The 14,886-nt window shown below is 64.6% G+C and carries 14 protein-coding genes; 6 read left to right on the forward strand and 8 right to left on the reverse strand.

All coding sequences use genetic code 11. From position 1 onward, the window contains the following. The 6 genes from EI169_RS00550 to EI169_RS00575 all read right to left on the reverse strand — a co-directional run bounded on the left by EI169_RS00550 (position 1) and on the right by EI169_RS00575 (position 6,606). Positions 1-1,176, reverse strand: a complete 1,176-nt coding sequence (locus EI169_RS00550) for a cytochrome P450 (protein WP_125130011.1) — start codon at positions 1,174-1,176, stop codon at positions 1-3. Further along, complete coding sequence (locus EI169_RS00555; RefSeq protein WP_240640514.1) at positions 1,163-1,903, reverse strand: gamma-glutamyl-gamma-aminobutyrate hydrolase family protein; 741 nt, start codon at positions 1,901-1,903, stop codon at positions 1,163-1,165. Before EI169_RS00555 ends, EI169_RS00550 begins: the two co-directional genes overlap by 14 nt. Beyond that, entirely contained in the window at positions 1,888-2,652 is a 765-nt protein-coding gene (locus EI169_RS00560; RefSeq protein ID WP_125130013.1) for an SDR family oxidoreductase, read from the reverse strand. Before EI169_RS00560 ends, EI169_RS00555 begins: the two co-directional genes overlap by 16 nt. Before the next feature lie 32 nt (positions 2,653-2,684). Then, positions 2,685-3,923 carry a glutamine synthetase family protein gene (locus EI169_RS00565; protein ID WP_125130015.1) on the reverse strand — a complete coding sequence of 413 codons (1,239 nt, stop codon included), beginning with the start codon at positions 3,921-3,923 and terminating at the stop codon, positions 2,685-2,687. 212 nt (positions 3,924-4,135) lie between these two features. Beyond that, the gene (locus EI169_RS00570) at positions 4,136-5,659 is read right to left on the reverse strand and encodes an APC family permease (protein WP_125130017.1); all 1,524 of its coding nucleotides are present in this window, start codon (positions 5,657-5,659) and stop codon (positions 4,136-4,138) included. Positions 5,660-5,913: 254 nt separating this feature from the next. Then, positions 5,914-6,606 carry a type 1 glutamine amidotransferase gene (locus EI169_RS00575; protein ID WP_164515392.1) on the reverse strand — a complete coding sequence of 231 codons (693 nt, stop codon included), beginning with the start codon at positions 6,604-6,606 and terminating at the stop codon, positions 5,914-5,916. Between the two features lie 180 nt (positions 6,607-6,786). On the opposite strand from EI169_RS00575, the gene EI169_RS00580 reads away from it, so the two are divergent. The 5 genes from EI169_RS00580 to EI169_RS00600 all read left to right on the forward strand — a co-directional run bounded on the left by EI169_RS00580 (position 6,787) and on the right by EI169_RS00600 (position 12,537). Then, positions 6,787-7,929 (forward strand): alcohol dehydrogenase catalytic domain-containing protein, encoded by a 1,143-nt coding sequence (locus EI169_RS00580; RefSeq protein WP_240640515.1) that lies wholly within the window; start codon positions 6,787-6,789, stop codon positions 7,927-7,929. Continuing rightward, the gene (locus EI169_RS00585; protein ID WP_125130021.1) at positions 7,926-9,392 is read left to right on the forward strand and encodes an aldehyde dehydrogenase; all 1,467 of its coding nucleotides are present in this window, start codon (positions 7,926-7,928) and stop codon (positions 9,390-9,392) included. The genes EI169_RS00580 and EI169_RS00585 overlap by 4 nt, the downstream gene beginning before the upstream one ends. Before the next feature lie 58 nt (positions 9,393-9,450). Beyond that, the gene (gene ald, locus EI169_RS00590) at positions 9,451-10,569 is read left to right on the forward strand and encodes an alanine dehydrogenase (RefSeq protein ID WP_125130023.1); all 1,119 of its coding nucleotides are present in this window, start codon (positions 9,451-9,453) and stop codon (positions 10,567-10,569) included. Positions 10,570-10,639: 70 nt separating this feature from the next. Beyond that, positions 10,640-11,140, forward strand: a complete 501-nt coding sequence (locus EI169_RS00595; protein ID WP_164515393.1) for an HtaA domain-containing protein — start codon at positions 10,640-10,642, stop codon at positions 11,138-11,140. A gap of 11 nt (positions 11,141-11,151) precedes the next feature. Beyond that, positions 11,152-12,537 (forward strand): aminotransferase class III-fold pyridoxal phosphate-dependent enzyme, encoded by a 1,386-nt coding sequence (locus EI169_RS00600; RefSeq protein WP_125130027.1) that lies wholly within the window; start codon positions 11,152-11,154, stop codon positions 12,535-12,537. Here EI169_RS00600 and EI169_RS00605 read toward each other — a convergent pair. Continuing rightward, positions 12,534-13,724 carry an aminotransferase class I/II-fold pyridoxal phosphate-dependent enzyme gene (locus tag EI169_RS00605; RefSeq protein ID WP_125130029.1) on the reverse strand — a complete coding sequence of 397 codons (1,191 nt, stop codon included), beginning with the start codon at positions 13,722-13,724 and terminating at the stop codon, positions 12,534-12,536. The genes EI169_RS00600 and EI169_RS00605 overlap by 4 nt on opposite strands. 103 nt (positions 13,725-13,827) lie before the next feature. Between EI169_RS00605 and EI169_RS00610 the strand changes: the two genes are divergently transcribed. After that, entirely contained in the window at positions 13,828-14,280 is a 453-nt protein-coding gene (locus tag EI169_RS00610) for an Lrp/AsnC family transcriptional regulator (protein ID WP_125130031.1), read from the forward strand. A gap of 5 nt (positions 14,281-14,285) precedes the next feature. Here the strand turns inward: EI169_RS00610 and EI169_RS00615 are convergent, their stop codons facing one another. Continuing rightward, on the reverse strand, positions 14,286-14,759 hold the full coding sequence (locus EI169_RS00615; RefSeq protein WP_125130033.1) for an Lrp/AsnC family transcriptional regulator: 474 nt from the start codon (positions 14,757-14,759) through the stop codon (positions 14,286-14,288). Between the last annotated feature and the right edge of the window lie 127 nt (positions 14,760-14,886).

Here is a 14,886-nt window from a genome sequence, read left to right on the forward strand (position 1 = left end):
TCACTGTGCTCCTGTCAGTCGAAGCCGCAACGGGCCCACTCCGTGCCAAGGCTCGTCGGCGGCGAGTTCGAATTCCGGGATGGTCTGCAGGAAGTGCTCGAGCGAGATCACGAGCTCTTTGCGCCCCAGGTTGGAGCCGAGGCAGCGGTGGATGCCGCCGCCGAACGCGAGGTGCCGGTTGTTTTCCCGGGTGATGTCGATCTCGTGTGGGTTCTCGTATACCTCGGGGTCACGGTTTCCGGCCCCGAAGACGAGGACGACGCGTTCGCCGGCTTTGATCTGCTCGCCACGCACGACGGTGTCCTTCTTGGCGGTGCGGGCCATTGCCTGCACCGGTGACAGGGTACGCAGGATCTCCTCGGCGGCGTCGGGGATGCGTTCCGGGTCATTGCGGAGCAGTGATTGCGCTTCCTTGTTACCGGCGAGATACCACAGCGAGGAACGGATCGCCCACGCGGTGGTGTCCAGCCCGGCCAAGAAAAGCAGGAACCCGTAGGAGATGAGCTCGTCGTCGGTGAGCGGTCTCCCGTCGACGGTGGCGGTGAGCAGATCGCCCATGATGCCGCCCTTGTTGATACCGGCCCGGCCGTCGGCGATCAGCCGCTTCACGTATTCGACCAGGTCGTCGCCGGCGCGGTGGGCGGTCTCCGGATACTTCGTCCGCTGATAGATGATGTCGTCCACCCACTGGTCGAACATCGGCCAGTCTTCCTCGGGGTATCCGGCAAGGCGGCTGAAGATGATCGTCGGGTAGGGTCTGGCGAACAGCGCCGCCGCGTCGACGACGTCATTGCTGGCGAACGCCTCGTTCACCTCGCGCGCCAGTTCCTGCGCGGTGGTGTGCATCCCGGGCTCGAGCTTGTTGATCGCCATCGGGGTGAACATCGGCAACAGGATCTTGCGGAATCCGGCATGGGTGGGCGGGTCGATGTCGATCGGGATGAGCGGCATGTCCGTTCCGAAGGAGGGCAACAGCATGGACGGCCCCACGGACCAGGTGTCTGGATCCTGTTCGGCGTCGAAGATGTCGTCGCTCTTGGCGATGTACCAGAAGCCGCCGTATCGGGAGCTGTGGCCGACTGGCTTGGACTCCAGCATGACCTGGTAGTCGTCGAAGATGGTGTCTAGCGCTTTGCCGTGAAAGTCGAAGTCCACGACCTCGTCACGTTCCGACATGAACGGGTTTCCCTTCCTTGTGTGCGCTGGCTCTTCGGACGAGATCCTCGAAGAGTGCGTGATTGTGGGGTGAGTTGCGGAACAGATGCTCGGGATGCCATTGCACGGCGATCAGATCGTGTACGGGATCTTCGAAGGCTTCGATGACAGGCCCGGCCCAGGCCACGACGTTCAGGTCCGCCCCCAGCTTGTCGATCGACTGGTGGTGGTAGCTGTTGACGCCCATGGCTGTGCCACCGATCGTCGCAGCGAGCCGTGACTCGGGGACGACGGTGATCTCATGGTCGAATTCGTTCGACGGTCTGGTCTGCCAGTGCCCGTCGACGTGCTGGATCAGGGTGCCGCCGCGGAGTACGTTGATCAGCTGCAGACCGCGGCAGATCGCCAGTACCGGCAATCCCCGCCGCTGCGCTTCGTGCACCAGAGCGGTTTCGAACCGGTCTCGGATCGGGCTGATGCCGTACACCCTGTCGTCTGGTTCCTGACCGTACATCTCGGGAGACAGGTCCCCTCCACCGGTTAGCAGCAGTCCCGAGAAGCCGTCCAGCAGATCACCGGGAATGGTCTCGGTGGCGGGAAGGATCGCGGGCCTTCCACCTGCGGAGACGACGGCCTCCGCGTACTCCAGAACTTGCAGCGTGGAGTCGCGGACGCCGAACGCTGAGTCGCGGGGCAGCCGTTCGGCGCTGACGGCGATCAATGGTGTCGGCATCAGTACACGGTCCATCCACCGTCGACGAAGAGCGTGGATCCGGTGATCCAGCTGGCTTCGTCGGAGGCGAGGAAGGCGACTCCGTTCGCAACGTCCTCCGGCTTGCCGATTCGTCCCAGCGGCGTCCGCTCGAGCAACCAGTCGCGGACCTCGTCCTTGGCCAGCGCTTCTGCCGTGAACGGGGTCTCGATGAATCCTGGTGCGACGGCGTTCACGCGGATGCCGGCAGCGGCTGCTTCGACCGCGAGAGCGCGGGTCAGCTGCAGCAGGGCACCCTTGGACGCGTTGTAGTGGATCTGCGGATGCCCGCTGCTGGAGATCACGATGTGGGCTTCGACGGAGGTGATGTTGACGATAGCGCGGGTGTGATCCGCGTCGCCTGCTCGCAGGAGGGGGTAAGCCGCCTGCGAGACGAGGAACGGTCCGGTCGAATTAACCGCGAACACCTGGTCCCACTCAGCCTGCGACAACTCCTCGAAGGTTCCGAATTTCACGATGCCGGCGTTGTTGACCAGGATGTCGAGTCGTCCGAATGCGTCGGCGATCTGCTCGAACCCCGCCTTCACGGATTGCTGGTCGGCGACGTCGGCCTGGACCTGGAGTATCTCGGGCCTGTCTCCGAAGACGCTTTCCAACGCGTCCGGATTCAGGTCGATGGCGGCGAGGGTAGCGCCGTCCGCGAGAAGCTTCTCGGCGATCGCTCGACCGTTGCCTGAGGCGGCTCCGGTGACGGCGGCGAAGCGTCCTTCGAATCGGTTGCTCATAGCGGTGTCCTTGTCTGCTGGTGTGGCTGCGATTAGATTGCTGACTGGAGGGTGTTGGGCAGCCGCAGCGAGGCGTCGGTGTCCTTCTCGTAGGCGTTGCCGACGACCGCTGGCGGTGCGCTCAGCTGCTGCTCGATGCCGTAGAGCCCAGAGGCGATGTTGGCGGCGATCGCCAGGTACGGATTCGCGTCGGCACCGGGGATGCGGTTCTCCACTCGCGCGCCTGGGCCGGTGGAGGGGATGCTGCGGATCGCGACGGTGCGGTTGTCCAGGCCCCAGGTGGAGCTGGAGCCCGCCCACTGGCCGCCTTCCACGCGCTTGTACGAGTTGACGGTGGGCAGATACAGCGCGGTCAGTTCGCGTGCTCCTGCAACCAGCCCGGCGAGGTACGACATGCCCAGTTCGCTCAGTTCTGTTGCGGAGTTCGAGAACAGGGCGGAGCCGTCTGAGGTGCTGCGCAGGCTCTGGTGCACGTGACCGGACGAGCCGGCCTGGTCTGCGTTGATCTTCGCCATGAACGACGCGGTCAGCCCGTGCTGGGCGGCGATCTCCTTGACGGTGTGCTTGAGGAGCAGGGCGCTGTCGGCTGCCGTCATCGCGTCCGAGTAGTGGATATTGACCTCGAACTGCCCGGCTCCGTGCTCGCTGTTGCTCGTCTCGATGAATACGCCGAGTTCGACAAGGCGGTCACGGATGAGACCGATCACATGGTCGGTGCCGCTGTCGCGATACACGCTGTAGGTGTGGTTGCCGGCGTTGATCGGCTCGAGGTCGCGCCAGTGGCGGCGGGCGAGCTCGCGCGGGCTGCCTTCGAAGAGGTAGAACTCGAACTCGTAGGCCGCGATCGGCTGATAACCGAGTCGTTCGGCACGCTCGATCACTCGTCGCAGCACGCCGCGAGGAGACATCTCCAACGGAGTGCCGTCGGGCTCATACATGTCGCAGAGAACCGTGGCTACTCCCGGCTCTCCCGCAGCGACCCGGAGAGTGCTCAGATCCGGCCGCAGGTTCACGTCCGGGTATCCGGTGTGCCATCCGGTGTAGGTGAGATCGGGGATCAGTTCGTCCTGCAGATCCCACCCGAAAAGAATGTTGCAGATGTTGGTTCCGGCCGCGTGGGCGGCGTCGCTGAAGTAGCGCGCTGAGATGCGCTTGCCCCGCCACAGCCCATCGATGTCGGCTCCGCCAATCTTGAAGACCTTGATGTCGTGTTCCTTGATGAACTCGTCGACGAACTGGTGCGGGTCTTCGATGGGAACCTCATTGTTCATTGGATGCGGACCTTTCTGTCAGCGTCATTGCTCCTGATGGTGTGGCGTTCAGCGAGGCTATGCTGTCCGCCGCGGCCGACCTGTGTGCAGGATGCATATGGTTGGTCGGTACTGCGTGCACTGCGCCACGGTGATGTGATCTGGTCGCCGAAACGGGAAGGGGTGCCCGGGAGCTAACGCTCCGTTACAGGCACCCCTCCTGGATTCTGCTCTCAGCTACGGGTGTCGGTTCCGCCCCCTTCCAGCGGGACGGCTAGCGCATCCGGGAGTTCTTCTTCGTCGTAGATCGTGCCGATCCTGGCGTATCGTTCGGGGCGCCGCTTGCGCAAGTAGAACGCGTAACCGGTGCCGCCGGCGGCGATGGCGAGCACATAGATCGGGATCAGATTGACCACGAGCACGCTGTCGCCGGCCAGGAATGGGATGTAGACGATCAGCAGGATCAGCACGACCGCTTGCGCCAGCGCACCCACCAGCGGTGCGACGAGCGTCTTCCACAGCTCGCCCGCACCGGAGCGTCCCACCCGGTTGAAGTAGGCGATCACCGCCAGCGAGACGAGGAACTGCACGAACACCACGCCTGCGGTGCAGAAGATCGGCAACCAGCTGCCGAGTTGCAGCAGCGGATCGGCGCCTGCGAGCGCGAACAGGGAGATCACCACGATCGCCACCAGCGCCTGCACGCCGTTCGCAACGTACGGGGATTTATGGGTGGGGTGGGTGCGACCGAGGCTGCGGGGGAGGATGTGGTCGCGCCCCATGGAGAACAAGTACCGGGAGGCGTTGTTGTGGAACGCGAATGCGCATGCGAAGAAGCTGGTGATGACGAGGAAGTCCAGGAGCACGCGCATGAAGTGCCAGGTGTACATGTCGGTGAGGGCGAAGAAGTAGTCGCCGACGAGGTTTTGCGCTTGCGTGACGGTGTCGTCGCCGAAACCGACGATCCCCGCGTAAGCGACATAGCTGTAGAACACACCGAGTGTGATCACAGCGATGTAGGTGGCGCGCGGCACGGCCTTCTTCGGGTCGGTGGTCTCTTCACCGTAGATCGCGGTCGTCTCGAAGCCGATCCATGACCAGAAGGCGAAGAAGAAGCCGATGCCGATCGCGGGGGCGGCGAGGAATCCGACCGGGTTGAACACCTGCGGCATCTGGCCCTGCGCACCTCCCTGGACGACGATCGAGGTGGCTACGACGAATACGACCAGAATCTCCAGCGTGAGAGCGATCCCGAGAACTCGTCCGGCGACGGTGACCTTGAAGTAGGAGATCAGCCACATGATGGCGACTCCGGCGATGCTGCACACCCACCAGGGGATACTCCATCCCAGGTAGTTCTGCAGCATGAGTGCGGTGAAGTACCCGAATCCTCCACTGATCGCCGGGACGATCATGCTGTACGCGGCCATGACCGTCCAGCCGGCGCCGAGACCGACGGGCTTGCCCAATCCTTGAGCGGTGAAGTTGTAGAACGCGCCTGCCGCGGTGATGCGCTTGGCCATCTGCGCGAAGCCGACGGAGAAGACCAGCAGGATCAGGGTTGCGGCCACATAGGTCAGGGATGTTGCAAACCCTGATCCGAATCCGTATGAGATGGGGATGTACGTGGAGACGACGACCAGCGGCGCCGCTGCTGCCGTGACCATGAGTACGATCGTCAGGAAGCGGATGGAACCTTTGAGGAGGTCGGTCGAGCCCTCCCGTGTTCCCGATGATGGGGTGGTATTCGTCGCCATTCGGGTGTGCCTCTCAGTCAGTGAACCGGGTGTTTTCTGTTCGGTCACCCCGAGGAAGCCGGCAACGGAGCATCGTCGACTCACGTTCGGGATGTCCGGAAACTAGCGACCGGACGCGACGCCGACTGTGTGAGCGGTGACCATCATCCCCGCTCTGCATGTGCATCACGCCCATGCGTCTGCGTGCGCGCATGTATCGGGTGCACTTGCAGGCACTCGGCGCTGCTGCGGATCGTCGCGCCGACCGGACGGTGTCAGCTAGCCCGGACGATATGGGCGAACCTGCGGGCTAGCTGCTGTGAGCCGGCCAGCACCTGATCGTCATTTCGCTCGAAGACGTCACTGTGGGCGTCGTACAAGTCCCGTGCTCCTTCTGGGGCGCCGTCGCGCCAAGAGCGGAATCGAGCCGGTGTGATCTCGGGGTGGAACTGCACACCCCACGCAGCCGAGCCCACCCGGAACATCTGATGAGGGTAAGCGTTGCCGGTGCCGAGGAGAACGGCTTCATCGGGGAGCCGGACGATGCCGTCGAAATGCATCGCCGGCATCGAGAAAGGGTCGCGGAGTTCATGGACCAGCGGGTCGTCGGCTGCTGCGGCCGCCCAGTGGATCGTCACCATCCCGCTCTCGAGCCCGGCATCACCCGGACGCACTTCTCCTCCCAGCGCGTCGGCGAGCAGCTGGGCGCCGAGACAGATTCCCAGCGTGGGCGTGGTGTCCGCAACTGTGCGCCGCAGGAGCGACTTGATATCCGAGAGGAACGGGTACGCGTCAACGTCATGCACCCCCATGCCGCCGCCGAGCACGATCAGTCCGTCTCCGTCGATCGTTGGTGGGACGGGATCGCCATCGAAAGGGCGGATGACGGTCAACTCGACGCTCTCCGCGTGCAACATGGCGGCGAATCGGTCTAGATCTCCTCGGGGGTCCGGCTGGATGGCGGTCACACGTGCACGTGGTTTGTGGTGTGCTGGATCCGGCATGGCCTAAGCCTCGTCTCCCTGTCGGCGTCTCGTTCCCGAGTCAATCAATGTGCGGCCGCGACCGCATGTGGCCCACGCACAGTCGGGCGAGCAACAGGGTGCATCCTGCACGCTCCGCACGGGTGGCGGCCGGGAATCATTCCGGTGATCGCCCGTCACGTCGAAGAGGACACCATGCCACGCATCCCTGTCTGCGCCGCGGTGCTCACAGCCGCCGGTCAGTCGTTGCGGATCGAGACGTTGCTTCTCGATGAACCCAGAACGGGTGAGGTGCTGGTGCGCACCGCTGCTGCCGGCCTGTGTCACAGCGATCTGCACTACCTGACCGGCGTCTTAGATATTCCGACCCCGGCTGTGCTCGGTCATGAAGTGGCGGGAGTCGTCGAGTCTGTCGGCGATGGAGTGCGACGGGTGAAAGCCGGTGACCGCGTGGTGGTGACGATCACCCCTAGTTGCGGTCAATGCGCGTCCTGCGTCAGCGGCTATGCGACGCGGTGCGAACGAGTGTCCGAGTTGCGGAAGCGCTCCGAGCCGCTTCTCACCGACACCGCCGGGAACGCCGTGACATCGCTTGGTGCTATCGGCGCATTCGCAGAGGCGGTCGTCGTCCCCGAATCGGCGCTGGCGGTGGTAGGCGATCTCGATCCGATCGGCGCATGCCTGCTGGGTTGCTGCATCAGCACCGGGGTCGGTGCCGTCATGCACGGCGCTGCTGTCAGTCCCGCCGACACGGTCGCCGTCATCGGCTGCGGCGGGGTGGGGATGGCGATCATTCAGGGCGCACGAATCAGCGGCGCCAGCCGGATCATCGCTCTGGACGTGTCGCCGGGCAAACTCGAACTGGCCCGTGTTCTCGGGGCATCGGATGTGTTGAACCCCACCGTGGACAACGCACGTGACGCAGTGCTCTCCATCGTCCCCGGCGGGGTTACCCGCAGCTTCGAGGCGGTGGGTCGGCCGGAGACGGCGGAACTGGCGTTCTCTCTTCTTGCTCCCGGTGGTGTCGCGACGGTGCTAGGACTGATGCCGCCTGGATCCCGCATCGGTCTCGATGCCGTCGCCCTGATCGAGGGTGATCGACGCATTCAGGGCGCTTACATGGGGTCGAACCGCTTTCTCGCCGACCTCGGCCCGCTGCTCGAGCACTGTCGGCGCGGCTCGTTCGATCTGGACGCCATGGTCACCAGCGTCATCGACCTGGAACGAATCAACGAGGGATTTGCTGCGATGCGCGGACCGTCTTCCATCCGCACTGTCGTCAGCTTCGCCGAAGGGATAGCCGCATGATCGACGTTCAGGTTGTCGCGCAGCGTTCCTTCATCGACGGAGCCTGGCGCATACCCCGTGAACGGCTGGGGGTGCTGTGCGATCCGAATACCGGCGCTGTCCGGGCGCCGCAGCTAGCGGCATCTCTCGCAGATGTCGACGACGTGATCCGTGCCGCCAACGATCTCTACACTTCCGACGGCCTCGACGGCATGGGAGCCGGGCGGCGTGCTTCCGTGCTCAGCGTATGGGCCGATCAACTCGATGCACACGCTGAACAGATCGCGCAACAGGATGCGATCTCGACGGGTAACCCGCTGCAGTCCACACGCACAGTGTCATCGTTCCTGGGGGACCGCGTGCGCTCGCTTGCGCAACACTCGGTTGGTCTGGGGCAAGACAGCACCCTGGAGGCGGGGGGCCGGATCGTGCGCCTGCTGAACCGACCCCTCGGCCCGACACTGGTGCTCGCGCCGTGGAACGCTCCGACATTCGTGGCCGTCGCAAAGGTTGCCGCCGCTATCGGCGCGGCCTCGCCCGTCATCCTCAAACCGTCCGAATGGGCGCCGTCCGGCCCGCAGCTCGCATTCGAGCTGCTGCAGGCGGTGCTCGAAGATGCGGGATTCCCGCCTGCCACCGCGCAGCTCGTCCACGGCGGGGCGGTGGTGGGGGCGGCTTTGACACAAGATCATCGCATTGGTGCCATCACCTTCACTGGTGGGCTGACAGCTGGACGCGCTGTCGCTCATGCCGCCGCAGAGACACTGGCAGTCATCCAACTCGAACTGGGATCCAACAATCCGGTGATCGTTCTGCCCGATGCGGATCTGCGGCACACTGCCCGCGAGTTGCTCGCGGGAGTGACCCGATTGAACGGGCAATGGTGCGAAGCGCCCGGGAAGGTCCTCGTCATGCAGCAGCAGCACGATGACCTCGTTGACGCGCTCCGCGCGGAGATCGTGCGTCTCCGTCTCGGTCACTGCCTGGAAGAGACAACACAGCTGGGTCCGCTCGCATACGAGAGACACCGCACACGTCTGGAATCACAACTGGCGAATTACGCGGCAGCCGGCGCTCAAATCCACAGAGAAGCGACTCTGCCAGCGCTCGACGGCTGGTTCTTCTCACCGGCGATCGTGACCGGTCTTGACGCCTCAGAAGCGGTCGATGAGATGTTCGGCCCAGCGCTCACAGTACATGGCGTCGACTCAGTCGACACAGCGATCGTCGCGGCCAACCAACCAGGCGTCGGACTTGACGGTTACGTCTTCGGACGCGACGAGAGCAACGCTGTGCAGGTCGGTTCCCGCATCCGGGCAGGCGAGATCCGCATCAACGGCACTCACATGGCCGATCTGGCCGATGGCTCCGCGCAGACGTTCTGGGGGACGACCGGAGTGGGCGGTCACGGCCCCGAGCACGGGGTGGCCTTCTCGCAGGGTCGCCGCATCGTGGGTGTCGACTCGGCCGCCCATCCGATCTGACGAGACTTCCGGGGGCGACCACCGCTGCCCCGGGCTGATAAGGAAGCAGGAAACATACATGATCATCGGGGTTCCGACCGAGGTGAAGAACAACGAGAGCCGCGTCGCAGCCACTCCCGCAGGAGTCGCGGAACTCAGCGCGCACGGGCATCGAGTGGTCGTTCAGGCCGGTGCAGGCCTAGGGAGCGCGTTCACCGACGACGAGTACGCGACCGCGGGGGCGTTCATCCTCCCGGATGCCGAGACAGTGTGGGCAGACGCGGACCTGATCCTGAAGGTCAAGGAGCCGATCCGCAGCGAATACCCGCTGATGCGTGAAGACCAGGTGCTGTTCACCTTCCTGCATCTGGCAGCCGACGCACCGCTGACCGAGGCGTTGCTGGCAAGGCGGACAACAGCGATCGCGTACGAGACGGTCCAGCTTGCCGACCGAAGCCTCCCGCTGCTGTCGCCCATGTCGGAGGTCGCGGGGAGACTGTCGGCACAGGTCGGCGCGAACCAGTTGATGAAGACTGCGGGCGGGCGAGGTCTACTGCTCGGCGGGGTTCCCGGCGCCCCCAAGGGCCGGGTCGTGGTGATCGGAGGCGGCGTCGCCGGTGAGCACGCAGCGACGATGGCGTTCGGACTCGGTGCCGAGGTAACGATCCTGGATGTCAACCTGCCGCGGCTGCGGACCCTGGAAGCGCGATTCGACGGGCGGGTAGCGACGCTGCGATCAAACCCGTACACCATTGCCGAGACCCTGCTGGACGCCGACCTCGTCATCGGCTCCGTGCTTATCCCAGGCGCGGCGGCCCCCAAGCTCGTCACGGATGAGATGGTCGCGCGGATGCGCCCGGGATCGGTGCTCGTCGACATCGCGATCGACCAAGGCGGATGCTTCGAGGGCTCGCACCCGACTACCCATGACGATCCGACCTTCCCCGTGCACAATGCGATCTACTACTGCGTCGCGAACATGCCGGGCGCCGTGCCCCGCACCTCGACGATCTCCCTCACCAATGCGACGCTGCCCTACGCGCTCGCCATTGCCGAGAAGGGATGGCAAGCTGCTCTCCGCAGCGACGCAGCGCTGGCGAAGGGCCTGAACGCACATGCCGGCGCGCTCACCAATGAACCGGTCGGTCACGCACATGGGATCACCAGTTCGACCGTGGAAGCCGTGCTGGCAGCATAAGTCAGTGTGCGGGTGGGATGTGATGAGCTTCCCACCCGCACACGGTCGAGTGAGAGTCGAGGAAAGCGACGTGGACGCCTCAGCATTCAGTGGACGTGCCGATCTCGGATTCGCCTGGAGCGTCAAGGACTCGTTTCTCCAGTACATCCGGTCGATGTCCGACGGTGCAATTCGGTGGCGTGGAGGGGTCGCGGTGACCAGCACGGGTGAGTTCTACTTCCCCCTGGCCTCTTTCGAGACCTCCGCCTCGGAACTCGCCATGGATTTTCGTGGTGAGTTGCGCTTCACCGCGCACCGCGGGTTGCTGTCGGTCTCGATTGCGCAGCCACGCATTCGGCTGCGTGAGGGGGTCGCGGAACTGTCCACCCGGTACGACCGTGACGAGGAGTCGATTGCGACGATCGAGCTTCCCCCACTCATCCGCGACGGCGATGTGATGATGTGGCTCAACTGCGCGGTGTCACTGGCGCCTGAAGGATCGGATCTGTTCGGCAGCACCTATCCCTCTGGTGAACTCATGGCTCCCCTCACCCTGCGAGTGCCGGGCACGATCGGCATGCCGGAAGGATGACGACCGGGTCGATGAACGCTCCTGCAGGCTCAAGCGCGCTGCTCAAGCAGAACGCTGATCGCGCCTATCCGATCGTAACACACGGCAAGGGCGTCTACCTTTACGACAGCACTGGAAAGCGATACCTCGATGGCTCAAGCGGTGCGATGACTGCGAGCATCGGCCATGGGTCGACCGACGTGGCCGACGCGATCGCCGCTCAGGCTCGGCAGATCGCCTTCGCGTATCGGACGCAGTTCACGAACGAGCCGGCGGAAGAGCTGGCACGGCGGCTCACACAGATCGCTCCGGGCGATCTCGACTACGCGTTCTTCGTCAACAGCGGCTCGGAAGCGACAGAGTTCGCGATCCGTGCCGCAGTCGGGCATTGGCGGAGCCTGGGTCGCCCCGCCAAGGCCAAGATCCTTGGGGGGCAGATCAGCTACCACGGAATGACGATGGGTGCGCTGTCGCTGTCAGGCCACTCCGCCAGACGCCCCGACTACGGCCCACTGCTTCACCCGTTCGCCATCACCCCACCCGTGTCGTTTCCCCGGTACGCTCGCCAAGGCGAGGCAGAGCAAGAGTATGCGGCCCGCGCTGCTGCAGAGCTCGAATCCGCGATCCTCGCGGAGGACCCTGAGACGGTCGCGGCCGTCATCGTCGAACCGATCGTGGGCGCAGCCGGCGGCGTGCTCGTGCCTCCACCCGGCTACCTCACGTTGCTGCGGAGCGTCTGCGACCGGTTGGACGTGTTGCTCATCGCCGACGAGGTGATCACCGGCGCAGGGCGCACTGGTGAGTGGTACGCCTGCACAACCGAAGGAGTCGTTCCCGATCTTCTCCTCGTCGGCAAAGGGATCAGCGGCGGATTCGCCCCCGTCGCAGGTGTGCTCCTCCGCACACACCTGGTCGACGCCGTTCATCGGAGCGGTGGTGTGGCACCCTTCGGCCATACCTTCTCCGCCAATCCGCTCGGCGCGGCCACGTGCCTTGCTGTGCTCGACGTTCTCGAGCGCGATGGCGTCTTGGAGAACGTTCGCGCGCGGGGCGTCCAGCTCGAGGCGGGTCTGCAGTCTCTCGCGGCCCGACACCGCCACATCGCCGAGATCCGTGGTCGCGGGCTGCTCTGGGGATTCGACCTCGTCGACCCTCTGACCAAGCGGCCTCCCGCTCCGCAGCATTCAGCCGCGACCACGTTCACCGACGAGTGCTTCGCCCAGGGTCTCATCGTCTACCCGGCCGGGATCTCCCCCCTCAACAACGCCGTCATGATCTGCCCGCCACTGGTGATCACCGAACCGGAGACGGCTGAGCTGCTGGACCGCCTCGATGCCGCACTGCAAGCCGCATCCGGCGGCAACCTGCACACGACCTCCGGCGCCTCGACAGCTGTGGTCACTCAGCCGCCGCGTTAGGCAGGTGCGGGTGGGGCAAGCGCCGCAAGAAAGTCGCCGAGCCGGTCGAGTCCTTCACGCAGCTCTTCGCGGGACGCGGCGTACGAGAGCCGCACATGCGTGTCTGCGGTGGCAACACCGAAATCACGGCCCGGGGTCAGGGATACGTGCGCGCTGTCGAGCGCCCGTTCACAGAACGTCCACGAGTCCAAACCGGTGCCGCTGACGTCGAAGTAGACGTAGAACGCCCCGTCCGGGACCACCGGAACGGGCAGCCCGATGCGCGTGAGCCCGTCGAGCACGATCTGACGTCGCGCGAGGAGTTCGATTCGGCGCTCCTCGAGAACCGCCAGCGACGCCGGCGTGAACGCAGCGAGCGCCGCAAGCTGTGCCGGCGCGGATGCGCACAGGAAGTAGTTCACCGCGAGTCGCTCGACAGCCGTTGCCAGCATCTCGGGGATCACGACCCAGCCGAGGCGCCAGCCGGTCATGCCGAAGTATTTCGAGAAGCTGCCGATGACGATCGCGTCCGGGTCGACAGCCAGAACGGTTTGGGCGGGCGCGTCATCTGGGCCATGGTCGGCCAGGTCCAGATAGATCTCATCCACAATCCGCCACGCACCGCGATCGCGGGCCAGTTCGCAGATGGAGGACAGCTCGTCGTAAGGGATCGACGCGCCGGTGGGGTTGGACGGGGTGGCGATCATGACCGTTCTGGTGCGGTCTGTCCATGCCGACACGATTGAGGACGTGTCCAGCTGGTAGCGGCTTCCAGGGCTCGTCGGAACGGAGACGACGATGCCGCCAAAGGATCTCACGAGCTCGCGGTTGCAGGGATAAGAAGGGTCGGCGATGATCACCTCGTCACCCGGATCGGTCGTCGCTGCGACGGCGAGCACGAGCGCAGCCGATGCGCCGGAAGTAATCACGATGCGCGCAGGATCGACGGCCACCTGGTGCTGGTGTGCGTAGAACCGCGCGATCTCCTCCTGCAGGGCAGGAAGGCCAGTGGCCGGGGTGTAGGGCAACGGGCGTCCGTCCATCACCTCTCGCATAGCTTCGCGCACCGCGTCCGGCGCACCGAAGTCTGGCTCGCCGAGCGACAGCTTCACGACGCGGTGACCCTGCGCCTCGAGCAGGCTCGCACGCTGCCCGTACGCCATGGCGTGGAAGGGTTCTGCCTCGAGAGCTCGCTGCGCGATCTTCATTCCACCTTCGATCTTCGTGATGATGTTCGACGATAAACCATATGCCGCAGGAGTTCTTTGCGATAATTGCCCTCGAGGTCCCGATCGCGGAAGGATCAGTTGTGTGGATGACATCGACCGCAAGATCCTTGCGCAACTGCAGGTGGAAGGCAGATTGACTGTGACCGAGCTGGCTGAGCGCGTGAGACTCAGCGTGTCCCGCTGCCATCGCCGGCTCAGGAGTCTGGAAGAAACAGGGGTCATCACGGGCTACCACGCACGCTTGGATCCCACGGCGCTCGGGCTGCACTTCTCGGCAATCGTGTTCGTCACCCTTCGAGAAGGGGATACTCGTGCCGTCGCAGCGATCGAGGAGGCGATCTTCGCGGTGCCGGAAGTCGTGGTCGCCCAGCGCCTCTTCGGCGACCCCGACTATCTCTTGCATGTCGTGTGCGCCGACCTTCCCTCCTTCCAACGCCTTTATGACGACAAGCTTTCGGCACTGCCAGGCGTTCAAAGACTCACATCGACGCTGGTCATGAAGAACGTGGTCGACGGCCGGCCACTGCCGCTCTGATCCGGTCAGCGCTCGTCTCGGGGAGCGAGTTGAAGAATGCGATGCGGGACCAGTTCGCGCATGACCAGCCCGGTCTCGGTGCGCTTCACACCATCGATCGCGAGGATGCTTCCCGCCGTCGCGTAGAGATCCTCAGCATCTCGTGCCACGGCGTGGACGAGCAGGTCGGTAGCGCCTGACAGTCCGTCGACCGCGATCACCTCCGGTATCGTCGCCAGCTTCTCCGCAACGTCGTCGAGGCGGCGCTGACGCACCGTTGTGAGGATCACTGCTCTCAACGGAAACCCCAGGAACGCAGGGTCCACCCGCGAATCGAACGGACGGAGCGCCCCGTTACCGGCGTACGCCCTGAGCCGAGCACGAATCGTGTTCCGGGACAGTCCGGTGCTTTCGGCGATCGCCATGATCGTCGAATCGGGTGAGACCTGAAGTGCCCCCAGGATCAGGAGGTCGATCCGGTCCGCCGTATTGGTCATCATCCCGACCTCCAGCTCCGCGAAGTGGCCCGTTCAGATGATCATAACGATCACCAAAGACTTGCTGTTTGCGCATCCAGAACGACTCTCAGCAGAATCGTGACCGAATGGGCACCTGGCAGAGGGCGCC

The sequence above is a fragment of the Microbacterium sp. 10M-3C3 genome (assembly GCF_003931875.1).
Taxonomy (GTDB): Bacteria; Actinomycetota; Actinomycetes; order Actinomycetales; family Microbacteriaceae; genus Microbacterium.